Here is a 22,605-nt window from a genome sequence, read left to right as displayed (position 1 = left end):
TGCCGGTTGCGGTCAATAGTAACCATCGGTTAAATATAGTATTTCATAGTATAAAATGTATATTTTATGGATATACCATTAATAGTATGTAAAACTGCTTGCCACCTTCGGCATCGATCCATGATTTTCACCCCTTCACATTTCCTTCGTCCTCACTTATATATCCCCTGCTGGCTTCGGCCAGCTATGGTGATAAACGGACGATGCAATAAGCCCATTGGACCCGGGGGCGGTACCCGGCGCCTCCACCAGAAACCGCCGGCTCTTAAGGGCGGCTTCTGATGGGGGCGAAATAGGATCGACAAGGGTGTAAAGATCGCTCTTTTGCCCGGCATTGTACCACCGTTATCGGGCTAACTCAGTAGTTGCAAACGACAACTATGCGGAAGCTCGTCTCGCTGCTTAATCGCAGTGTGACACTTCAAATCAAGCCCTAGTGGTTCGCACCTCTAGGCGGGGCTCGGAGGCGCCTGGCAACAGAAGCCTCCACTTCTCTCCCCACGAAAATGACCTTTTCTCAAACTGTCACGCACAGGCGCAGTCATTCCGGCTCGCCTGCGCCCGATCTCTTTGATTCGAGGGTATTTCCCATGTCGAACGACACAGACCGATTCTTTGTGCTCACCGGCGGCCCCGGCTCGGGCAAAACCACGTTGATCGCGGCGCTGCGCGAGGCGGGCTATGGCTCGTCCGTGGAGGCTGGACGCGGCATCATCCAGCAGCAGATGGCGATCTCCGGCCCGGCGCTTCCCTGGAAAAACCCGGCGCTCTTCGCCGAGACGATGCTTGTCTGGGAAATGCGCTCCCATGAGATCGCGCAAGCGGAAGACGGGATTATCTTCTTCGACCGCGGCGTTCCGGACATAGCCGGCTATCTGCAACTAGAAGGGTTGCCGGTGCCGGATCATGTCGCAAGGGCGGCGGAGTTGTTGCGCTACAATGCAACCGTCTTCGTTCTTCCGCCCTGGCCTGAAATCTTCACGCAGGATGCCGAGCGCCGACAGGATCTGGACGAGGCGCGGCGGACTTTCGAGGCGGTGTCCGCCGCCTATGAGCGATTCGGCTATCAACTCGTCACCGTGCCGTGCGCCCCAGTCGAGGCGCGCCGGCGTTTCGTTCTGGAAAAGCTGGGGGCAGTCACCGTATAGAATACGGCCTGCCCGCCCTGCCCTTCCAACGTTTTAACGCCTACTCCGCCGCTTCCGCCATTACCCGCACCCGCCTGCGTCCGAGCGAAATCTGCGTCAGGATGAACGCGGCCACCGCGCAGGCGGCGATGCCAACGACCATCGGCAATGCCGTTCCGTCGAAGAACGCGCCGGCGATGCCCATGGCGACCGCGCCGGTGACGAACTGCAGCGTTCCCATCAAAGCCGAGGCCGTGCCCGCAATTTCGCCGTGCTCCTCCAGCCCCAGCACCGAGGTCGTCGGTAGCACCAGTCCGAGGAAGCCATAGCCGACGAACAGGAAGCCCGCCATGACGAACAGCGATTGGAAGCCCAGCAGCATCACCACCACCAGCGCCGCCAGAGCCGCCGCATAGCCGGTGACCGCCATGCGCACCACGCGCACCAGCCCATAACGGTCCGCCAGCCAGCCGGAAAGCTGCGACACGCTGAAGAAGGACACGGCATTGACCGAAAAGGCGATGCTGTATTGCGTCGGCGTCAGCCCGTAATGGTCGATCAGCACGAAGGACGAACTGGCGAGATAGACGAAGAATGATGCGAGGCCGAGGCCGCCGATGAAGGTGAGCCCGAGGAAATTGCCGTCCTTCAGCAGCAGCCGGTATGCGCCAAGCGCCGCGCCGAGGCTGCTTTCTACCCGCGCCGATTTCGGGCGGGTTTCCTTGAGCGACGTGGCAAGCAGCACCATGCCGATGAGCGCCGCGATGAGCACTGCCCAGAAAACGCCGCGCCAGCCGAAGAAGGCAATGATCGCCGTGCCCGTCAGCGGCGCGAGGATCGGCGAAATGCTGAACACCAGCATCAGCATTGACATCAGCCTTGCCGCATCGACACCGGTATGCAGGTCGCGCACCACGGCGCGCGGGATGACCATCCCAGCGCTGGCGCCGATGCCCTGCAGGAAGCGGAAGGCGACGAGTGTGTCGATATCCTGCGCAAGCGCGCAGCCGACACTGGCGACGGAAAACAGCACGAGGCCGATATAGAGCGGCAGCTTGCGGCCCATCATGTCCGAAAGCGGCCCGACAAAGAGCTGCGCCAGCCCCATCGAGACGAAAAAGGCGAGCAGGCTCATCTGCACGGCGCTCGTCTCCGCCTGAAGGTCGGCGCCGATCGTCGGCAGGGCCGGGAGATACATGTCGATCGCGAAGGGCCCGATCGCCGACAACAGCCCAAGAATGACCGCGGTATGAAGAAATCTGGATGTCATCACGGGATACTTTCAAAGGAAGGGCCGGCCAGGCGCGCTGCCCATGTTGGGAGGAGCACGGCGCGTCGCCGGATCGGCCTTGAATTGAGAAAAGAGGAGGACCCGCACACATCCCTCCATTGCGGAAAAAAGCGACGGGTTATATGCAGCTTGACGTCCTTGTGATTGGACAGTGATGTCAAATTAGACAGTATTGTCTAAACCGTCAAGCCGTCTTATGTTGAGGCTCATGAAACCTGCTGACAAACCTGCTGCCATGGCGCTTCGTGCATTCGATTCGTGCACGCAGGCGGGAATGCCCTTTACCCGGCCGGGCAGCGGCCAATGCATGAAGCGCAATACGATCCTTGACGCCGCCGCCCGCGCCTTCTGCCGCGACGGCTTTGCCGGGGCGAGCATCGACCTCATTGCCGCAGAAGCAGGCGTTTCGCGCCAGACAATATACAATCATTACCGTGACAAGGAGATGTTGTTCGGCGCCGTGGTGGGGGAAATCACCGCGCGGGTGAATGCCGCGCTCTGCGCCATTCTCTCCACCTTCCCCGAAAAGCCTGATAATCTCGAGGCCGATCTCGTCCTCTTCGCCAACAAGCTCGGCAAGAAATGCATGTGCAATCAGGATGGCGAGGCCTTGCGCAAGCTGATCCAAGCGGAAGGCGAGCGCTATCCGGAACTCTTCGCCGTCTGGCGGGAGAACGGTCCGGCCAGAGTCTGGTCCATCGCGGCGGAGCGGCTGGCAAGCTTGAGCGCCTGCGGTGCACTCGACATCGACGACCCAGACCTTGCGCTGCGGCAATTCCTGGCGCTGGTCAATGCCGACATCCAGCTTTGCGGGCTGACGACCAAGCGACCGACGGAAAAGGACATTGAGGACGCCGCGCGCAATGGGGTGCGCACATTCCTGCGGGCCTTCGGGCGAAGCTCCGCATCATGCGCTTGTCGAAGGACTGGAGCTTGTCGAGGAGCTGAAACCTTTTAGCCACCTGCCCCATTTCCCCGTCGCAATTATCGGGACGATGCGCCATAATGGCGACGTTTTATGGCTCTTTCGTTCCACATCGCATGTGAGAACTTGACATCGGGCCGCGAATCCGTGGGATAAGCACTTTATGGTACAGGATCTGATCCGTTACGATATTCTCGCTCAGGAAGCGCTGCGCGGCGTTATCCGAAAGGTGCTGTCGGAAGTCGCCAAGGCTGGCCTTCCGGGCAATCACCATTTCTTCATCACCTTTCTCACCGAGGCCCCCGGCGTACGCATCTCGTCGCGGCTGAAGGAGAAATATCCCGAGCAGATGACAATCGTATTGCAGCATCAGTTCTGGGATCTGCAGGTGACGGACCAGCTTTTCGAGGTCGGGCTGTCCTTCGGCGACGTGCCGGAACGGCTCGTCATCCCCTTCTCCGCCGTGCGCGGTTTTTACGATCCTTCCGTCAATTTTGAGCTGGAATTTGACGTCACGGCGATGGAGCCAGCGGGCGACAATGATTCCAATATCGGAATAGCGACGATAGAACGCGTGGAAGAGCCTGAGGAAAAGGCGAAGCCCAAGGCGAAACCCGTCGCCAAGACCGCGAAAAAAACCGCCGCCAAGGCAGGCGACGAGGCGAAGAAGGACGAAGCCAAGCCGATGGCGGATGTCGTTTCGCTGGATGCCTTCCGCAAGAACAAGTAACAGAGGGGCGTTTCCCTTGAGCGACGTGGTCAATCTGCGGCAGTTCAGGAAGCGGAAAGAGCGCGCGGAGAAGGAACAGGTGGCGGCGGAAAACCGCATCCGCTATGGCCGTACCGGCGCGGAAAAAAAGTTCGAGCGGGAAAAGGCGCGTGAAGCAGCCGAATTCCTCGACCGAAACCGCCTGGAATCGCCCTCTTCCGACGGCGGCGCATGAACGCGCCCTCCCCATCCGGTAGTCTCGTACGCAAGCGCTCCGTCAGCATCCGCGGCCACGCCACCAGCTTCTCGCTCGAAGACGCCTTCTTTGAAATCATCGAAACCATCGCCCGCCAGCGTGGCATATCGGTGGCTGCTCTCGTAGCTGAGATTGACGATGCGCGCGACAAACGGGCGAATTTATCGTCGGCGCTGCGGCTCTATGTGCTGGAATGGGTGAAGCGGGGCGGGAAAGCGGTTTGAAGATTGGGGCTATGCCGCTTGGATCGCTGATATTGAGACCACTCGCTGAGGCCTACGGCGCCGGCTTTTCCAGCGTCTTCAAAAATTCCTCGACCGATTGGCCGGGCATAGCCGGACGGTCTTTCGGAATGCTGCCTGACTGGAAAGGCGTCTGTGCAGGCTCCTGCCGCTCCCGCTCCTCCTGGGCTTGCCGAAGGGCGGCGGCCTTGCGTGCCTCCTCCTGAGCCTGCCGCTCGGCCTCGGCCTTTCTGCGCGCCTCTTCCTCGGCTTTCCCCCGCGCCTCTTCCGCCCGCCGGCGCTCTTCCGCCCGCGCCTCATACAGCTTGACCTCGCGGCGCAGGCGCTGCTTTTCGGTCAGCGCCGCCTGCATCGCCTCCACGCGGTCCTGCTCGCGTTCGAGGACGCGCTGCGTCAGGAACTGCACGAGCGGCTGGCGGTCGAAGGTGAGGGCCGGGTCGGCATAGCGTCCTTCGAGCGTGAAGCGCGCCGCCGGCTCCGCGCCCGCCACCGCATCGTTGCCCGGCTTGAATGCGAAGCTTCCCTGCGCACTGACCGCCATCTTCGCGAGGTCGACCCGCAAATCGGAGGTCAGTTGCGCCCTGTCCGTTTCGAGCATGAAGGACGGCGCGCGGGCGACGCCTCCCGCCACTGTGAAGGCCAGTTCCGCCTTGCTTGGGTTGAACGCGCCCGGCGTCAAATGCTCCGCCGCGATTTTCTCGAATGTTGCTGCCGGAGCATTCGGCTCCGTCTTGTCGGCGGCGTCTATGATCGGCTGCAAACCATCGCCATTGAGCCCCTTGATGACAAGCCCATCCACCGCCAGCGCGCCGGACCCGGCGAGCGACGCCATCAACTCGCCGACAGTCTTGCCCGTGCCATTGAGCGAGGCGGTGAGCTTCGTCTTGCCACTGAGCGGCGCCCTATTTTCCGGCAGGGAGTAGAGCGCGCCCAAATCCCCGCCCTCCCAGCTGAACTGCGTCGAGGCGAGCGCCGTCGCGCCTGTATTACGCAGCGTGAAACCGCCGCCGAGCCGCCCTCCCCGCAGCGTGCCTGCCAGTTGGTCGAGGCTCAAGCCGTCGCCCGTCTTGCCTACCTTCGCTGAAAAACCGCTGATTTCGCCCAGCGGGCCGGCATCAGCCATATCAGCCGTTACAGTCATATCCGCCAGCAGAGGAAAGGCCGGCGCCTTGGCAAAAACGCCATCAGGCCAGACATTGTCCTTGTTCTTCCCCGAAATCTCGAAAGTCTGCGGCCCCAGCATGAACGCGACGAAATTGCCGAGATCGAGCCGCCCGAACTTCGCCTCACCCTTCAATTGCGGTGTTCCGTCATCGGCGCGGTTCGCCTCGATTTTGGCAGTGACCGCATCGCCATCCACCGTGCCTGTCAGATTGGGCAGGCGGACGATGTCCTTGGCAAACTGGAAATCCGTCTTGAGATCAACAGGCAAGCCCATGCCGAAGCCTGGCAGCGCATAGCCTGTCGCCGCCATGAAGGGCTGGAGATCGGCGGCCTTCACCACAGCCTTGCCGCTACTGGTCAGGTCGCCGGGGCGAAGCGTGAACACGCCGTCGATGGTGGCCGTTCCATCCGGCGCTTTCAGCGTCAACTGCGATTTCATTCCCTCCGACGGCACGCCTTGCAGCGAAATGTTGCCTTCAAGTTCTCCCGCAAGCCCCAGCGGCAGCGCCGGCAGGCCGATGAGAGCCATCAGCGCCTCGCCCTCCTTCGCTTTCGCATCCCCCGTCAGCGAAAGCTCAAGCGGGATATCGCCCCATGGATTACCTCGCGCCATGCCGGAGACGCTCAAATCCATGCCGCCGGTCTTGCCATGGGCGCTGAACGAAAACTCGCTGCCATCCTCACCCTGAGCTTGCCCACTCCCGGCCTGAGCCTTTTTCCCGTCACCCTGAGCCTGTCGAACGGGGGACCGCACCGCATTGCCAACCAGCGTCAATTCGCTATCGGTGAAGAGGCCGGGATAAGCCGCCGCGCGCTTCGCAAGCGCGGTGAAGAGCGGCACATGCGGGAAGCGCTGCGCGAGCTTGGTGATCAGCGGCGCGAGATCATCGGAAAGGATGGTCGTGTCCACGGATGCGCCGGGCTCCGGCTTGAACGGGTCGAACGCGCCGGTTGCCGTCAGCGTCGCGCCGGAGAGATCGTTGAGAATAAGCCGGTCGATATCGAAGCGGCCATGGCGAAGCCGAAACGCCGTGTCGATGGAAGCCGCCTCAAGCCCCCCTTGCGCCACCGGGCCCGCCTTGAGCTTCACATCGATATCCCGATCGAACAAAGGCGACATGCCGCTGTCGCTCGCGAACAGCCCAGCCAGCGCCGCCAGCGCGTCTCCATCAAGCGCGCCGCCCTCGAGCGAGAGTTGCATCGACGGCAGCGAATTCAACGGCGACGACCGCACGAAGGAGCCTTTGAGCGAAGCCCCGCCCAGCGCCAGTTCCAGATTGTCCGCACGCTGCTCGCCTTCATGGAGGCTGACCCGCGCCGAGAACCCCGCCCCCGGAAGCCGTCGGATCGCCTCGTCCACATGCGGCGTCAGCCAGGCGGCAAAACCGGAGGGCTGGCGCGAGGCCAGCAGCAGATCGCCGTCGAAGCCGAAATTCTGCCCGACAAGCAGCTTGCCCTTGGCTTCGATCTTCGTGCGGCCCGGAAGATCGGCCTTCAACTGCTTGATATTCCAGCCATCACCGCCCGGCTCCGCTTCAACGGTCACGTCGCGGATGGTGGTGTCGCCCGCAATGATCGCCGGAAGTTTCAGATCGATGCTTCCGGGAATAGCCGGGATCGGCGCGCTGTCCATCAGCCTGCGGAAGGCGGCCATGCGCTGCGACAACGGCACCGCCGCCACCGCCTCACTGCCCGCCTGCCCTGCCCCATCCAGCAGCACCTGCTGACCGTTGGCATTGATCAGGAAGCGCGGATCGCTGCCATAATCGAACAGCGCCTTGCCATTCACCACATAGGGATCATCCGCCGGCCCCTGCTCCATGCGGAATTCCGGCATCTCGATCTTTGAATGATCGGCGGAGAAGTCCCCGGTGATACGCACCCCGGCAAAGAACGGCCGCTCAGCCTCATCCTGAGCGTTTCCCGTCACCCTACCCTGAGTTGGCCCAACCTCACCCTGAGCCTGTCGAAGGGCCGGCTTTTTCTCGGCGATATCAGCGGACTTGATCGCGAAAGTGCCCTTATAGGAAGGCGCGCCCTGCGCCATGGTCACATTGCCATCGGTCTCGAAGGCGGCGGGGATCGTCTCGGGGCGGATGCGGGCGCTGACGCGCAAGGTCCCGTCCGACTTCGCCTCACCCGTCGTCACCTCCAGCCCAGCCCTGTGCCCGTCAAAGGCAAGTCGCCCATCGAAGCGCCACGGCCCGGCAAGGCTCGCGGCGGACATGGTGGCGTTGAGGCCGGTGATGCGATGCTCGCGATTGTTGGCCGCGTCGCGCAGAATTACCGTGCCGTCGGTGATGCGGAGATTTTCCAGCTTGACGGTCGCCGCCTCAAACGGAGCGGCAGGCCGGATCGCCCAGTCGATTTTGCCGGACTTGTCGACCGCGATCACCGCGCGCGGCTTTTCCACCCGCATGTCGAAGATCAAGATCTGCCCCCGCAGGAAGGGCATCAGCTCGGCATCCATCGAGAACCGCTCGACGGTCATTGCCGGTTGGCCGTCTTTCTCGCCGACGCGGACATCGGAGAAGGTGACGGACGGAAACGGCAGCAGCCGCGCATTGGCGCTGCCGGCCACCGTCACCGGGCGGCCCAGAATGCGGCTCGCCTCACGCTCGAAATCGGTCCTGTAGCCCGTCCAGTCGATAAAAGGGGGCACCACCAGCGCCGCCGTCAGGACGAGCACCAGCAATCCGCCTAGAATGACAAAAACGCGACCCAAACCTCTGGCTCCGGAGAATCCTGTTCATCACATCCGCGTGACAGCGCGCAACATAACGGCACCCATCCGGCGACAACAAGGCAAATCGCGTTTCCTTAAGGGAAAATTACCGGATTGTGCACGCCACTCGGTGCAAATCGCATCGGAAGATGCCGGCTTGTTATGCAGTAAAGCGCGCTACAATCGCCGGAAGGCTCATCCCATTCGTCCAATGAACTGCGGTCCAGCCTGCCTCCCTCGCGGCTTCGACGTTCGCCAGCGTATCGTCAATGAGTAGGATTTCGCTCCGATTCAAGTCCATGCGAATCTCCACCGCGCGGTAGAAGTTGCGTTGGGGTTTCCGACATCCCATGGAGCCGGAGTAAAATATCCCGTCTACGTATCTGGAGAGCCCGAGGCCTTCCATCAGATACGCAGCCCGCATGTGCTCCTGGTTCGTCGCGAAATAAATCCGAAGCCCGCTGTCACGGCAGGCTGCTATGTCATTCAAAAGCACGGAGTCGAGCTGCGAATCCTTTTCGAACCAGTACGAGATCAGATCCTCGCAATGTACCCTAGGCGCAATCTTTGTAAGAGCGGCGGCGAGACGTTCCGCCATGGGCGCGCGTCCAACAATGATTTCCTCCCAATATGGCTGGAAGAATTCTCGTCTCAGGTCAGCCACCGGCACACCTAGATCCCGCTCGAGATTATCGGCCCAATGTTCTCTTCCCTCTGGTTGGATAATAACCACGCCATCGACATCGACCATCAACGCTCTGATCAATTTCCCTCCCCCAGCGTTTTAACCGCTCTCTTGAATCAATCCCTCAACTCACACCCGTAAGATCTTGCCCGGATTCATGATATTATCCGGATCGATGGCGCGCTTGATCTGGCGCATCACATCCACCGCCTCGCCCAGTTCCAGTTCCAGATATCTCATCTTGCCCTGTCCGATGCCATGCTCGCCGGTGCAGGTGCCTTCCATGCCGATGGCGCGTAGCGCCAGGCGATCCATGAAGGCTTCCGCTTTTTCGATCTCGGCGGCGTCGCTGGTGTCGAGCAGCAATTGCAGGTGAAAATTGCCGTCGCCGACATGGCCGACGATCGGCGCGATAAGGCCGGTCTCGGTAAGGTCGGCTTCGGTCTCGGCGATGCAGTCGGCAAGGCGTGAGATCGGTACGCAGACATCCGTCGCCACCGCCTTCGCGCCTGGCCGTAGCGGCAGCACGGAGAAATAGGCGTCGTGCCGCGCCCGCCAAAGCCGGTCGCGCTCTTCCGCATTCGCCGTCCACTGGAACGGCCCGCCGCCATTTTCCGCGGCGATTTCGCCGAAGAGTTCCGCCTGTTCCTTGACGCCCGTCTCGCTGCCATGAAACTCAACGAAGAGATAGGGCTGAGCCAGGTAGGGCAGCTTGGCATAGGCGATCAGCGCCTGCATCTGCAGCGTATTGACGAGTTCGATGCGCGCCACGGGAATGCCCATCTGGATCGTCTCGATCACCGTGCGGCAGGCCGCCTCGACGTTCGGAAACGGGCAAACCCCGCCCGAAATTGCCTGCGGGATGCCGTAGAGCTTCAGGGTCAGTTCGGTGATGATGCCGAGCGTGCCCTCGGAGCCGATGAGCAGCCGCGTCAGATCATAGCCGGCGGAGGTCTTCTTGACCCGCTTCGCGGTCGTGATCAGCCGCCCGTCCGGCATTACCGCCTTCAGCGCCAGCACATTCTCGCGCATGGTGCCGTAGCGCACCGCATTGGTACCCGAGGCGCGGGTGGAGGCCATGCCGCCGAGGCTGGCATTCGCGCCCGGATCGATGGGAAAGAACAGGCCGGTATCGCGTAAATATTCGTTGAGCTCGCGTCGTGTGACGCCCGGCTCGACCACGCAGTCGAGATCGTCGGCATTGACGCTCACGATGTGGTTCATCCGCGAAAGGTCGAGCGAAACCCCGCCCGCCGGCGCGTTGACCTGCCCCTCTAGCGACGATCCGGTCCCGAAGGGAACGATCGGCGCGCGATGCTCGGCGCAGATGCGCACCACATCCTGCACCTCGTCCGTATTTTCGGCGAATACGACGATATCCGGCGCCTGCGTGGGCACATAGGTCGTGGTGTGGCCATGCTGCTCGCGAATCGCCTGCCCCGTCTGCGCCCGTTCGCCGAAACGCTGTTTCAGGATGGCGACGGCAGCGGCAATCCCCTCTTCATTGCGCTCAAGCGCAACGGCGTCCTTGAGTGACATATAATTCTTCCTTGGATTATCGAGCTTAACGCGGAGGAAGAGCGAGTTCGTCCGCATCCGCCTCCAGCATCTCGGCCAGCGCGCGCACCACCAGATTATGGTCCTCCCGCTGCGGCAGCCCAGAAACGATTACCGCGCCGATGACGCCCACGCCCTTCACCCGGATCGGAAAGCCGCCGCCCGCCAGCGCGTAGTCCGCCACGTCGAGCGCGCGGTGCGGCGGGAACATACGGTCGGCGCGGTCCTGTTCCAGCGCCAGCCGATAGGTGCTCGCATGGAAGCGTCGCACTACATTGAATTTCCGGCGCACCCATTCCTGGTTGTCGGCCGTCGCGCCTGATGTCACCGCATAGAACAGCCGCCGGTCCCAGAGCCCGCCCTCGATGGCAACGCCCAACCCCTCGCGCACGGCAATATCCCGAATCCGGCTTCCCAGTTCAAAGGCCGCCGCCTCATCGAAGGCGTCGAACACCAGCACCTGCTCCTGGACAAGGATTTTCTCGATATCTTCGCGATGACTCATGCCGCTCTCCTCTAGACCGTTGCCTCATTCCAATATCAGCGCCCCGCTTGATTGATAAGCCTGTTCCAGCTAGTGAGCCATTCATGCAGAATGGAACATATAAGGGTCGCCTGCCTGATAATCCGGAATTACCGGAGTTCATCGCGACCGCCGTCTTCAAGCGTGACGTGTTTTCGGAGACCCGCGCCGGCTATTTCGCGAGCGATCCGGAGAAGCGGATAATCCGCCGTCTTGTCAGCGCCTCGCCGCGCTGGTCGCGTCCGCTCGCCTGGATTCTGGCGAAGCGCGAGATACGCGCCCTCAAGGCCGTGCGCGGCCTCAAAGGCGTACCGCAGCTGATCGGCGCCGACCGCCATGGCCTCTATCGTTCCTGGTCGGAAGGCGCGCCGCTGCACCTTGCCCGCCCCACCGATCCGAAATGGTATCGCAGCGCCCACCGTATCCTGCGCGATTTCCGCCGCCTGGGCCTGACCCATAACGACCTTGCCAAACCGCAAAACTGGCTGATGACGCCGGAAGGCGAAGCGGCGGTCATCGATTTCCAGCTCGCCTCCGTACATCGGCATCGCGGTCCACTCTACCGGCTGATGGCCTATGAGGATTTCCGCCACCTGATCAAGCAGAAGCGCGCTTTCGCGCCGCATCTGATGACGGCGACGGAAAAGCGCGTTCTCGCGCGCCGCTCGCTGCCCTCGCGCATCTGGCTGGCAACCGGCAAGAAGGTCTATAATTTCATCACGCGCGGCCTGTTCCGCTGGTCCGATGGCGAAGGCACCGGCGACCGCATCGACCGGGAAGGCCCGGCGATAACAGCCGCATTGAGGGCCGACCCGCGCGTCAAGGACGTGGCGCTGACCGTCTATTCCCTGCCCGCCAAGGGCGTCGGCCTCTATGCCTTTGTGGAAACCACAGTAGCGGACGAGCGGACTTTGCGCGCTGCGTTGAAGGGCCTGAAGGTGGAACTTATCCAGCCCGTGGCGCATCTGCCGCGCCGCGCCGACGGTACGGTGCGCGACGATATCCTGCGGCTCATCGCCATGAACCAGATGACCGAACTCGACGCCCTGCTCGCCCGCGAGCCCGACATGCGCCCGCTGGTCGAGGCATTGGCGGCGCATCGGCTGAATTTCACGGACAGGCGCGTGACGGAGTTGGAAGGCTAGCCCGGTGCCAAGCGCCCTCGCCCTTCGAGGCTCGCTACGCTCGCACCTCAGGATGAGGGCTACTGCAAGCCCATACGCTCAGGTTCCAGGGAAGTGCTAAAGCGCCAGCACCCTTCACCCTCATGGTGAGGTGCGAATGGAGCGCAGCGGAATTCGCCTCGAACCACGAGGGTGAAGGGCTCACCATAATTGCAACCTCAATCAAACGGTGAAGACCGGCGGCAGCACTGGCAATCCGGCCCCGAATCACTACATCAGGAATAAATGTCAGACTTTCCCGACGACATGCCGTTCTTTGAAGACCCTGCCGCGCCGCGCGCGCCTGTGGGCGGTTCCGTTGCGCCCGGTGGTATTGCCGCGAGGGCGATGCAGGCGCGCGGCGCTCCGGACTATCTCAAAGGCCTCAATCCCGAGCAGCGCCTCGCCGTCGAGACGACGGAAGGGCCGCTGCTGGTGCTGGCCGGCGCGGGAACGGGCAAGACGCGCGTGCTCACCACCCGCATCGCCCATATCCTGTCGCAGGGACTTGCCTATCCCAGCCAGATCCTCGCCGTGACCTTCACCAACAAGGCCGCGCGGGAAATGAAGGAGCGCATCGGCGTTCTGGTCGGCGGCGCGGTCGAGGGAATGCCATGGCTCGGCACTTTCCACTCCATCGGCGTCAAGCTGCTGCGCCGCCATGCCGAGCTTGCAGGCATCAAGTCGGACTTCACCATTCTCGATACCGACGACGTCATCCGCCTGATCAAGCAGTTGATTCAAGCCGAAGGGCTGGACGACAAGCGTTGGCCGGCACGCACCTTCGCCAACATGATCGATGGCTGGAAGAACAAGGGCCTTAGCCCTTCAGAAATCCCGGAAGGCGACGCCCGCGCATTCGGCAATGGCCGCGGACGGCAGCTGTACCAAGCCTATCAGGACCGGCTCACGACGCTTAACGCCTGCGATTTCGGCGACCTCCTCTGCCACCCCATCCGCATCTTCCGCGCTCACCCGGATGTGCTGAAGGAATATCACGCCCGGTTCAAATACATTCTGGTCGACGAGTATCAGGACACTAACACCGCGCAATATATGTGGCTGCGGCTGCTGGCGCAGAGGCCGAAGGTCGCGGGCCAGCCTTCCACCATCAATATCTGCTGCGTCGGCGACGACGACCAGTCGATCTATGGCTGGCGCGGGGCGGAAGTGGATAACATCCTCCGCTTCGACAAGGATTTCCCCGGCGCGGCCGTGGTGCGCCTTGAGCGCAATTACCGCTCCACCGCCCATATCCTTGGCGCGGCCTCGCATCTGATCGCCCACAATGAGGGCCGGCTTGGCAAGACGCTATTCACGGAAGCGCCGAACCCCGACGACGACAAGGTGCATGTCCATGCCGCCTGGGATTCCGAAGAGGAGGCCCGCGCCGTCGGCGAGGAGATCGAGCAGCTCCAGCGCAAGGGCCACGCGCTCAACAATATGGCGATCCTCGTCCGCGCTTCGTTCCAGATGCGCGAGTTCGAGGACCGTTTCGTCACGCTGGGCCTCAATTACCGCGTCGTCGGCGGACCGCGTTTCTATGAGCGGCTCGAAATCCGCGACGCCATGGCCTATTTTCGCGTCGTGGCGCAAGCAGCCGACGATCTCGCCTTCGAGCGCATCGTCAACACGCCGAAGCGCGGCCTTGGCGAATCGACCATCCGGCAGGTGCATGACTATGCCCGCGCGCGGAACATCCCCATGCTCGCCGCCGCCGCCGATCTGGTCGCGACGGAGGAACTGAAGCCGAAGCCCCGCTCGGCGCTGAAGGAAGTGGTCGATAATTTCACACGCTGGCAGTCGCTCATCGATTCCACGCCGCACACCGAACTTGCCGAAATGATCCTCGACGAGAGCGGCTATACGCAGATGTGGCAGAACGACCGCTCGGCGGAAGCGCCGGGGCGGCTGGAAAACCTGAAAGAACTCATCCGCTCCATGGAGGAGTATGAGAGCCTGCGCGGCTTTCTGGAGCATGTCGCGCTGGTGATGGATTCGGAGCAGAACGAGGATCTCGACGCCGTCAACATCATGACGCTGCACTCCGCCAAGGGGCTGGAGTTTGAGACCGTGTTCCTGCCCGGCTGGGAGGAAGGCCTGTTCCCGCACCAGCGCTCGCTCGATGAAGGCGGACGCTCGGGGCTGGAGGAAGAACGCCGCCTTGCCTATGTCGGCCTGACGCGCGCCAAGAAGAACCTACACATCTGGTTCGTCTCCAACCGTCGCATTCACGGCATGTGGCAATCGACTATCCCCTCGCGCTTTCTGGAAGAATTGCCGGAGGCGCATGTCGAGGTGGCGGAATCGGGCAATTCCTATGGCGGGTACGGCCAGTCGCGCTTCGACCGCGCCGATCCGTTCCAGAACAGCTATTCGACGCCCGGCTGGCAGCGCGCGCAACAGAACCGCTCGGAAGCGACGCGCAACAATTGGGGCTCGCGCTCGGGCGCCAATGTCGAGCGCATCGGCTATGGCGAGGCCGATTCCGGCTTCGGCGCGGGGCGCGGCTCAGTCAAGGGCCGGATGATCGACGGCGAACTGGTGGCGAAATCCGTCTCCGACACCCCCTCCCCGTTCAAGCCGGGCGACCGCGTGTTCCACACGAAGTTCGGCAACGGCAACGTCGCCTCCATCGATGGCAACAAGCTGACCATCGATTTCGATCGCGCCGGACAGAAGCGTGTGCTGGATAGTTTTGTGCAAAGGGTGTGAGAGCTCAGCCGAGGAATTGTGCGGCTTCGCCTTGTTGGACCAGAAGCGTCACGGCCTTCCGGTCGAAGGATACGAAAGTTTCGCCGCCCAGCCGCTTGCCTTCATAGGCCATAACGCCATCGGCAAAGTCACCGCCTGCATTCAGCACCGCAAGCCCGGCTTCAACGGCGGGTTGGTTTGTGACTACGTTCCCGGTATTTAGAAATAAGCGTATGGCTGCCGCCACATCTTCTCTCGGCAACTTCTCCCCATGCCGAAGGACCCAGACCAATTCGCACAGACACGGCAAGGAAATGGCGATCAATGTAGCTTCGCTGAGCAGCTTTTCGGCCGTACGTGACTGGACGAAGTCGTCCTCCAGTATGACACGCACAAGTACGTTGGTATCAACCGACAGCCTCATTTGTCGCTGAACTCACCCGCCCAGCCGGCAGCGATAATTTCATTCATTTCATCGATTGTCATGGCCCTTTTCGATTTACGTTTGTCCGCGAGAAAGCCAAAAACATTCTCTATCTTGCCCGTCGGGCGAGCCGCGCGCACCCGCAATTCACCGCCGGGCAGTGCTTCGACTTCGATCCGCTCGCCCGGCTCTATGCCAAGATGACGCAGCAGATCCCGCTTGAGCGTGACCTGCCCCTTCGCCGTAACCGTGAGTGCAGTCATAGCCAGCCTCCATAAAAATCTATATCCAGACTGTAATTACGATTTCCATTACCGTCAATAAAGTAGCGATTCGATTCCCCTCATTAGAATATTCTGACATTATATCCTTCCGAACACCGTATTTTAGCATATTATTCCATTCCCCGTCCCCATCCCGCCAAGCCGTTTCTTATAACAAACCGCGCATCCGGCTAGCGTCATCGCAAACTCGGGGAACGGCTTATTTCTCCGTCCGCCGACATTGCGAAAGTAGCCACACATGTCTCACGCAACCATAAAATCCGCGCCGAAGCCGTTTTATGCGTCCTTCGGCTTTCAGGTTCTGGCAGCCATGGTGATCGGGCTGGTGCTCGGCCTCGTCGCGCGCAATATGGGCGCGGATGCGGCGGGCAATCCGAACTGGCTGACCGTGACGCTCCAGACCATCGGTTCCATCTTCGTGCAGCTTCTGCGCGCGCTGGTGCCGCCGCTGGTCTTCACTGCCATCGTCGCCTCCATCGCCAATCTGGCGACGCTGCAGAATGCCGCCAAGCTGGTGTGGCAGACCCTGCTCTGGTTCGCCATCACCTCCTTCATCGCCGTCATCATCGGCATCGCGCTCGGCCTCTTCATCCAGCCGGGGATCGGCTCGGGCGTGGCGCAAACGGCGGCCAAGGCGCCGTCCTATACCGGTTCCTGGCTAGATTTCCTCAAGGGTCTCGTGCCCGCCAACATTCTCGGCCTCGAAGCCAGCACCAAGCTGACCAACGGCAGCGCCAGCACATCGCTTAATTTCAACGTGCTGCAGCTTCTCGTCGTCTCCATCGTCTTCGGCATCGCCGCGCTGAAGGCCGGAGAGGCGGCGAAGCCTTTCCTTGCCTTCAACCAGTCGCTGCTCGTGATCGTGCGCAAGATTCTGTGGTGGGTCATCCGGCTGACGCCCATCGGCACTATCGGCCTCCTGGGCCGCGCCGTCGCGCAGTATGGCTGGGAGACGCTGGCGCAATTGAGCTGGTATGCCGCCGCCGTCTATATCGGCCTCGCAATCGTGCTCTTCGTCGTCTATCCGGCGCTGCTCGTCGCCCATGGCCTGAAGCCATCGCGCTTCTTCGCAGGCGCATGGCCGGCGATCCAACTGGCTTTCGTATCGCGCTCCTCGGTCGGCACGTTGCCGGTCACCGAGACCGTCACCGAAAAGAGCCTGGGCGTGCCGCGCGAATATGCCGCCTTCGCCGTGCCGCTGGGTGCGACTACCAAGATGGATGGCTGCGCCGCGATCTATCCCGCCATATCGGCGATCTTTATCGCCCAGTTCTTCGGCGTGCCGCTCGGCATTCAGGAATATGTGCTGATTATCTTCGTCTCGGTGCTCGGCTCCGCCGCCACCGCTGGCCTGACAGGCGCGACAGTGATGCTGACGCTGACGCTTTCCACGCTCGGTCTGCCGCTCGAAGGCGTCGGTCTCCTGCTCGCCATCGACCCCATCCTCGACATGGGCCGCACGGCGGTCAACGTCGCCGGGCAGGCGCTGGTACCGACCATCGTTTCCAAGCGCGAGGGCATTCTGGATGAGAACGCCTATAATGCAGGGAAAATCATCGAGGATGCGGATACGGCCTATGCGATGCCGCAAGCTGGTTAGAGTATCATTGGGGATGAAACCGTCGCGATGACGATCCCCTTCACCGTCGCCCTTCGAGGCTCGCTTCGCGAGCACCTCAGGATGAGGGTGGAGGGGGCGTCGCGCTTCCAGCAGCCCTCGGATGAAGATAATAGAAAGCAGACGCTCCAGTAGCCCTCATGGTGAGGTGCGAATGGAGCGCAGCGGAATTCGCCTCGAACCACGAGGGCGCTTGGCGCGGAATTCACCGAAATAATGTTAAAAAGCCGGGAGCGATCCCGGCCTTTCCCTATTGGGGCTTGCCCTTTTCCCACGTCACCTGGCTGTTGAAGAGCGGGATGGTGGAGATCGAGGTCTTGGCCGAGCCGTCCTGCACCTGCGCGGCGTGGACGAGATAGACCATCGTGTCATTCGGCTTGTCGTAGATGCGCGTGATGACCAGCTCTTTCCAGATCAGGCTGGTGCGGGTGGAGAAGACCCTCTCGCCGCTCTCGTCGAGGTCGATGTCACCTACCGTGATCGGCCCGGTCTGCTGGCAGGAAATCGAGGCGTTGGACGGGTTTTCGAACCAGTTGCCCTTTTGCAGCCGGTCGATGATGCTTCGGTCGAACGAGGCGAGATAGCAGGTGATGCCCTTCACCTTCGGGTCCTGCACGGCATCGATGACGATGTCATTGCCAAACCAGTCTACGCCGACCTTGCCGATTTCTTCGGCCCCGGCCTGACCCATCATAACGCCAGCCAAAAGTGCCGTCGCGGCGAGAACCTGCTTCATAGAAACCTCCGGTTTATCTCGAAAGAGAATTGGGACGTCGCTGTTAAGATTACAAGATCGTGATCAGGCCCACTTATCGAGGAACGCCTCGATGTCGAGTTTCTGCATGTCTGGCACGGCCTCGTAGAGCTTTTCCACGGGCCAGTCCCACCAGCAGAGCGTAAGAAGGCGCTTGACTATGGCCGGTTCGAAGCGCGGGCGGATGAGGCAGGCAGGGCTTCCGGCGACGATCGTGTAAGGGGCTACGTCGCGCGTCACAACAGCATTGGCACCCACCACCGCGCCACTTCCTATGGATACGCCGGGCATGATCACCGCGCCATGGCCGATCCACACGTCGTGGCCGATGCGCACCCGGCGCGCCTGACGGCGGGCGCGGAATTCGCTATCGAGGCCGAGATAGCGGAAATATTCGTTGGGCCGATAGCTCACCTTGTGCGTCGTCAGACGCTCCATCGGATGTTCCAGCGCGTTGATGCGCACATTCGCTGCTACCGAACAGAATCGGCCGATATCGGCGTAAATTCCCTCGCCATTGCGCTCGAAATAGCTGAAATCGCCGACCGTCACGTCCCGCAGGATGACCCGCTCGCCGATGTCAGCATAGCGTCCCAGCTTCACCCCTTTGAGCTGCGCCGTCGGGTGGATGCGCGGCTCGTCATTCTGGAAGCGCAGATCTTTTTCGTCGTTCATCCGATAACCATTTTGCCAAGAGGCTTCCGGCGGTTTTTAGCCGCATGATCTTATCCGAAAAGTCTGCAACTTTTCAGGATCATGCTCTATAATGAAGGAATGAAGACAGCGCACGATCATAGTTCATCGAGATACGCGCTCGCGGCCCTGATGGCGCTGCTTGCGGCGGTTGCGACCGGTCTTGCCTTTGCCGGGTGGCTCAACCATGGCGAGGGCATTTTCCAGGCAATGATACAGAGCGGCTTGTCCTGGTGCTTGTGAAACAGTCCTGATGCGCAGAACTTTCCCCGTTATCGTTATCGCTCTCATTGCCGTGCTTTCGGGCGCGCTCGCCTTCAATATGTGGCGGGACCGCTCGAAACCGGAAGACGCGCCGTTCGGCGGCCAGTTCGAACTCACCGCCACCGATGGCAAGCCGATCACCGACGCGGCGTTCCGCTCGCATCCTTCCGCCATCTTCTTCGGCTTCACCCATTGCCCGGATGTCTGCCCGACCACGCTTTTCGAACTCGATGGCTGGCTGAAAAAGCTGGGGCCCGAGGGCGAGAACATCCGCGCATATTTCGTTACCGTCGACCCTGAGCGGGACGATGTGGCGACGCTCAAGACCTATATCGGCAATGTCTCGCAGCGCATCACCGGGATTACCGGCGCGCCTGACAAGGTGGCCGCGATGCTGAGGGCTTATCACGTCTATGCCCGCAAGGTTCCTGGCGAAGACGGTGATTACACAATGGACCACACCGCCTCGATCTTCCTCCTCGACAGCAAGGGCCGCTTCCGTGGCACGATTGCCTATGGGGAAAATCCGGATACGGCGATTGAAAAGCTGAGAAAATTGGCGGCGGAATAAGGGCAGCATATAAAACCTTGGCGGGACAGCTGCCATTTCCGTTTCGACAAGAAATGCCCTATTGGAATCACCTACATCCTTTCTTGAAAACGAAAAGCCGCCCATGCCCCAGACCCGCCTGTTCCTGACCGCCGGAAAAGAAGAAGCCGAGCGCATTTACGCCCTGATCGAACAGGAGTTCGAGGAGGATGGCTGGCCAGTTGCCCTCGTTGAGATGGATGAGGACCGGCAGATATTCGAAGTCTCGCTCTACACCGAGACGGAAGCGGATGGCGATGCAGCGATGGAGCGGATTGCCGACCGGATCGGCTCGGATGCGTTCGGCCTCCAGATCCAGCGTGAAGTGCTGCCGGATATCGACTGGGTGGTGCATTCGCTCGAGGGGCTGAAGCCGGTGCGCGCCGGGCGCTTCTTCGTCCATGGTTCGCATGACCGCGATAAGAAGCGGCCGCATGACCTTGCCATCGAAATCGACGCCGGGCAGGCATTCGGCACCGGCCATCACGGCACCACGGCGGGCTGTCTCCAGATGATCAGCGAGATCGTCCGCCGCGAGCGACCGCGCAATGCGCTGGACCTCGGCACGGGCAGCGCGGTTCTTGCCATCGGCATCGCCCGGCTGACGCCGATTCCCGTTCTCGCCACCGACATCGACCCAGTCGCGACGGCAGTTGCGCAGGAGAATGTCGAGAAGAACGGCGTCGCCACGCGCGTGGTGACGGCCACTGCCACCGGCTTCCACCATCCGGCGATCCGTAACAGCGCGCCTTTCGATCTCATCGTCGCCAACATTCTGGCGCGTCCTCTGATGCAGCTTGCCCCCGCCATGCGGCGGCATCTGACATCAGGCGGCTCGCTGATTCTCTCAGGCATTCTCGATAGCCAGCGCGACAAGGTGCTCGCCGCCTACCGGACGCAGGGGCTCTATCACCACAAGACCCTGCACCGCGAGGGATGGGTGACGCTGCATTTGAAGTAGATTGCGCCCGAGGCCTTGGGCGGATAATTTCGCGAGCCTAACAAACCAAAGGTTCGCGAGATCACATGTTCCAGTCCTTCGACGTCATCAGCAATCCGGCAAATGCAGCTCCGCGCGTGGCGAAGCTTCGGGCAGAGATGGAAAAGCTCGGGCTCGATGGCTTCCTCGTCCCGCGCGCGGACGAGCATCAGGGCGAATATGTGCCGCCACGGGCGCAGCGTCTCGCCTGGCTCACGGGCTTCACCGGCTCGGCGGGCGTGGCGCTGGTACTGAAAAACGAGGCCTTCATCTTTATTGACGGGCGCTACACGCTGCAAGTGCGCGAACAGACAGATTCGAGCGTTTTCAAGATTGAAAGCCTCATCGACTCGCCGCCTTCCGTCTGGCTGGCGGAGCATGGCAAGGGGCTAGCCATCGGCTTCGATCCCTGGCTCCATACCATAGCGGATGCCGAGGCGCTGCGGCAGGCGCTGGCGAAGGCCGGCGGGCGGCTGGTGCCGGTCACCGACAATCTGGTCGATCTCGTCTGGACAGACCAGCCCGCCGCGCCGCTGGAGCCGGTCACCATCCAGCCCATCGCCTTTGCAGGAAAAGAGGCGAGCGTGAAGCTCAGGGAATTGTCCGAGGCTGTCGCCAAGGCAGGGGCTCAGGCGACCGTGCTGACGGACCCGTCTTCCATCGCCTGGGCGTTCAACATCCGCGGCAAGGATGTGAGCAACACGCCGCTGCCGCTCTCCTTCGCCATCATCCCCTCGGAAGGCGAGCCGTCGCTGTTCATCGACAAGCGCAAGCTGCCGATCGAAACGGAGGCCTATCTGACCCAGCTTGCCAAGCTGCGCTCGCCGGGGTCACTGGAGGATTACCTCAAAACCTGCGCGGCGGGGTCCCCACCATCGACCGAAGGGAGCTTAAAGGCGGGGCAGAAAAACGAAGCGATCTTGCTCGACCCCGCGCTCGCAGCGGAAAAGCTGCGCATGATCGTTACGGATGCGGGCGGCAAGGTGATCGAGGGCAAGGACCCTGCGCGCCTGCCTCGGGCGCTCAAGAACGCGGCGGAGCTTTATGGCGCGCGGCGGGCGCATGAGCGCGACGGCGTGGCCATGGCCTCCTTCCTCTCCTGGCTCGACGAGCAGGAGCCGGGCAGCGTCGATGAGATTGCCGCCGCAACGAAGCTGGAGGAAACCCGCCGCAGCGTGGCCGAAAGCTTCCAGATGCCACTGGAGGATATTTCCTTCGACACCATCTCCGGCGCCGGGCCGAATGGCGCGGTCATCCACTACCGCGCCAATACCAACACCAGCCGCGTGTTGCAGGGGGGAGAGCTTTATCTTGTCGATTCCGGCGCGCAATATCGTGACGGCACCACCGACATCACCCGAACCGTCCCCATCGGTACGGTATCGGCTGAACTGAAGCGCGCTTTCACCCTGGTGCTGAAGGGAATGATCGCCATTTCCACGGCGCGTTTCCCGAAGGGCACGCGCGGCATGGATATCGACGTGCTCGCCCGCATCGCGCTTTGGAAGCATGGGTTCGACTATGCCCATGGCACGGGGCATGGAGTGGGTTCGTATCTCGCCGTGCATGAGGGGCCGCAAAGCATTTCGAAGCGCGGCGCGCAGGAACTCCTGCCCGGCATGATCATCTCCAACGAGCCCGGCTATTACAAGCCCGGCAGCTTCGGCATTCGCATCGAGAATCTCATAGTGGTGACGGAGCCGGAAATGATCGAAGGCGGCGATATTCCCATGATGGGCTTTGAGACGCTCACCTTCTGCCCCATCGACATCAGGCTGATCGATACCAGCCTGCTGACGCGGGAAGAACTGGTATGGCTCGATGCATATCACGCTAAGGTGCGCGAAAAGCTGTTGCCGCATGTGGAAGGCAAGACGCGCGAATGGCTGATCGCAGCGACGGAGGGACTCGGCTAGGGGATATTTATCAAGGGAGGGGG

At 61.7% G+C, this 22,605-nt stretch carries 21 protein-coding genes and 1 other RNA gene; 13 read left to right on the top strand and 9 right to left on the bottom strand.

Translation table 11 applies throughout. The features are described from left to right. Nucleotides 1–130 precede the first annotated feature (130 nt). Nucleotides 131–491: a transfer-messenger RNA gene (gene ssrA, locus IEX53_RS13730) on the top strand. Between the two features lie 99 nt (nucleotides 492–590). Further along, nucleotides 591–1,148, top strand: coding sequence for an AAA family ATPase (locus tag IEX53_RS13725; protein WP_188824737.1), 558 nt, complete (start codon nucleotides 591–593; stop codon nucleotides 1,146–1,148). Nucleotides 1,149–1,188: 40 nt separating this feature from the next. On the opposite strand, the gene IEX53_RS13720 is transcribed toward IEX53_RS13725, so the two are convergent. Next, nucleotides 1,189–2,397, bottom strand: coding sequence for a multidrug effflux MFS transporter (locus IEX53_RS13720; protein ID WP_188824736.1), 1,209 nt, complete (start codon nucleotides 2,395–2,397; stop codon nucleotides 1,189–1,191). A gap of 229 nt (nucleotides 2,398–2,626) precedes the next feature. Between IEX53_RS13720 and IEX53_RS13715 the strand changes: the two genes are divergently transcribed. The 4 genes from IEX53_RS13715 to IEX53_RS13700 all read left to right on the top strand — a co-directional run bounded on the left by IEX53_RS13715 (nucleotide 2,627) and on the right by IEX53_RS13700 (nucleotide 4,532). Then, the gene (locus tag IEX53_RS13715; protein WP_373288650.1) at nucleotides 2,627–3,376 is read left to right on the top strand and encodes a TetR/AcrR family transcriptional regulator; all 750 of its coding nucleotides are present in this window, start codon (nucleotides 2,627–2,629) and stop codon (nucleotides 3,374–3,376) included. A 130-nt stretch (nucleotides 3,377–3,506) separates the two neighbouring features. After that, complete coding sequence (locus tag IEX53_RS13710; protein ID WP_188824735.1) at nucleotides 3,507–4,073, top strand: SspB family protein; 567 nt, start codon at nucleotides 3,507–3,509, stop codon at nucleotides 4,071–4,073. Further along, entirely contained in the window at nucleotides 4,036–4,287 is a 252-nt protein-coding gene (locus IEX53_RS13705; protein WP_373288649.1) for a DUF4169 family protein, read from the top strand. The genes IEX53_RS13710 and IEX53_RS13705 overlap by 38 nt, the downstream gene beginning before the upstream one ends. Next, the gene (locus IEX53_RS13700; protein ID WP_188824733.1) at nucleotides 4,284–4,532 is read left to right on the top strand and encodes a ribbon-helix-helix domain-containing protein; all 249 of its coding nucleotides are present in this window, start codon (nucleotides 4,284–4,286) and stop codon (nucleotides 4,530–4,532) included. Before IEX53_RS13705 ends, IEX53_RS13700 begins: the two co-directional genes overlap by 4 nt. A 52-nt stretch (nucleotides 4,533–4,584) precedes the next feature. Here IEX53_RS13700 and IEX53_RS13695 read toward each other — a convergent pair whose 3' ends face one another. From IEX53_RS13695 to IEX53_RS13680, 4 genes are all read right to left on the bottom strand, one after another. Further along, nucleotides 4,585–8,439: an AsmA family protein gene (locus tag IEX53_RS13695; RefSeq protein ID WP_188824732.1), complete on the bottom strand. Its 3,855-nt coding sequence runs from the start codon at nucleotides 8,437–8,439 to the stop codon at nucleotides 4,585–4,587. A gap of 160 nt (nucleotides 8,440–8,599) precedes the next feature. Then, nucleotides 8,600–9,190, bottom strand: a complete 591-nt coding sequence (locus tag IEX53_RS13690) for an HAD-IA family hydrolase (RefSeq protein ID WP_373288648.1) — start codon at nucleotides 9,188–9,190, stop codon at nucleotides 8,600–8,602. A gap of 63 nt (nucleotides 9,191–9,253) precedes the next feature. Beyond that, on the bottom strand, nucleotides 9,254–10,663 hold the full coding sequence (locus tag IEX53_RS13685) for an FAD-binding oxidoreductase (RefSeq protein ID WP_188824731.1): 1,410 nt from the start codon (nucleotides 10,661–10,663) through the stop codon (nucleotides 9,254–9,256). Nucleotides 10,664–10,688: 25 nt separating this feature from the next. Beyond that, the gene (locus IEX53_RS13680; protein ID WP_188824730.1) at nucleotides 10,689–11,186 is read right to left on the bottom strand and encodes a heme-degrading domain-containing protein; all 498 of its coding nucleotides are present in this window, start codon (nucleotides 11,184–11,186) and stop codon (nucleotides 10,689–10,691) included. An 83-nt stretch (nucleotides 11,187–11,269) separates the two neighbouring features. Here IEX53_RS13680 and IEX53_RS13675 point away from each other — a divergent pair, with 83 nt between their 5' ends. Then, the gene (locus tag IEX53_RS13675) at nucleotides 11,270–12,349 is read left to right on the top strand and encodes a serine/threonine protein kinase (protein ID WP_188824729.1); all 1,080 of its coding nucleotides are present in this window, start codon (nucleotides 11,270–11,272) and stop codon (nucleotides 12,347–12,349) included. A 264-nt stretch (nucleotides 12,350–12,613) separates the two neighbouring features. Next, on the top strand, nucleotides 12,614–15,082 hold the full coding sequence (locus IEX53_RS13670) for an ATP-dependent helicase (protein ID WP_188824728.1): 2,469 nt from the start codon (nucleotides 12,614–12,616) through the stop codon (nucleotides 15,080–15,082). Nucleotides 15,083–15,086: 4 nt separating this feature from the next. Here IEX53_RS13670 and IEX53_RS13665 read toward each other — a convergent pair whose 3' ends face one another. Together IEX53_RS13665 and IEX53_RS13660 are read right to left on the bottom strand one after the other, a co-directional pair. Beyond that, the gene (locus IEX53_RS13665) at nucleotides 15,087–15,485 is read right to left on the bottom strand and encodes a type II toxin-antitoxin system VapC family toxin (protein ID WP_188824727.1); all 399 of its coding nucleotides are present in this window, start codon (nucleotides 15,483–15,485) and stop codon (nucleotides 15,087–15,089) included. Next, on the bottom strand, nucleotides 15,482–15,748 hold the full coding sequence (locus tag IEX53_RS13660; protein WP_188824726.1) for an AbrB/MazE/SpoVT family DNA-binding domain-containing protein: 267 nt from the start codon (nucleotides 15,746–15,748) through the stop codon (nucleotides 15,482–15,484). Before IEX53_RS13660 ends, IEX53_RS13665 begins: the two co-directional genes overlap by 4 nt. Nucleotides 15,749–16,007: 259 nt before the next feature. On the opposite strand from IEX53_RS13660, the gene IEX53_RS13655 reads away from it, so the two are divergent. Further along, the gene (locus IEX53_RS13655; RefSeq protein WP_188824725.1) at nucleotides 16,008–17,369 is read left to right on the top strand and encodes a dicarboxylate/amino acid:cation symporter; all 1,362 of its coding nucleotides are present in this window, start codon (nucleotides 16,008–16,010) and stop codon (nucleotides 17,367–17,369) included. 268 nt (nucleotides 17,370–17,637) lie between these two features. Here the strand turns inward: IEX53_RS13655 and IEX53_RS13650 are convergent, their stop codons facing one another. Continuing rightward, a complete protein-coding gene (locus tag IEX53_RS13650) occupies nucleotides 17,638–18,123 on the bottom strand; it encodes a CreA family protein (protein WP_188824724.1) in 486 nt (161 codons plus the stop codon). A 63-nt stretch (nucleotides 18,124–18,186) separates the two neighbouring features. After that, nucleotides 18,187–18,816 carry a DapH/DapD/GlmU-related protein gene (locus IEX53_RS13645; protein WP_188824723.1) on the bottom strand — a complete coding sequence of 210 codons (630 nt, stop codon included), beginning with the start codon at nucleotides 18,814–18,816 and terminating at the stop codon, nucleotides 18,187–18,189. Between the two features lie 99 nt (nucleotides 18,817–18,915). On the opposite strand from IEX53_RS13645, the gene IEX53_RS13640 reads away from it, so the two are divergent. The 4 genes from IEX53_RS13640 (at nucleotide 18,916) to IEX53_RS13625 (ending at nucleotide 22,582) form a co-directional block, all read left to right on the top strand. Then, nucleotides 18,916–19,077, top strand: coding sequence for a hypothetical protein (locus tag IEX53_RS13640; protein ID WP_188824765.1), 162 nt, complete (start codon nucleotides 18,916–18,918; stop codon nucleotides 19,075–19,077). Nucleotides 19,078–19,087: 10 nt separating this feature from the next. After that, nucleotides 19,088–19,669: an SCO family protein gene (locus IEX53_RS13635; RefSeq protein ID WP_188824722.1), complete on the top strand. Its 582-nt coding sequence runs from the start codon at nucleotides 19,088–19,090 to the stop codon at nucleotides 19,667–19,669. Nucleotides 19,670–19,772: 103 nt separating this feature from the next. Continuing rightward, entirely contained in the window at nucleotides 19,773–20,648 is an 876-nt protein-coding gene (locus IEX53_RS13630; RefSeq protein ID WP_188824721.1) for a 50S ribosomal protein L11 methyltransferase, read from the top strand. Between the two features lie 65 nt (nucleotides 20,649–20,713). Then, entirely contained in the window at nucleotides 20,714–22,582 is a 1,869-nt protein-coding gene (locus IEX53_RS13625) for an aminopeptidase P family protein (protein WP_188824720.1), read from the top strand. The last annotated feature ends 23 nt before the right edge of the window (nucleotides 22,583–22,605 follow it).

It is taken from the genome of Paramesorhizobium endophyticum, from assembly GCF_014640615.1.
Taxonomy (GTDB): Bacteria; Pseudomonadota; Alphaproteobacteria; order Rhizobiales; family Rhizobiaceae; genus Paramesorhizobium; species Paramesorhizobium endophyticum.
Note: the sequence above shows the minus strand (reverse complement) of the source record. Positions and strands in the feature narration are given on the sequence as shown.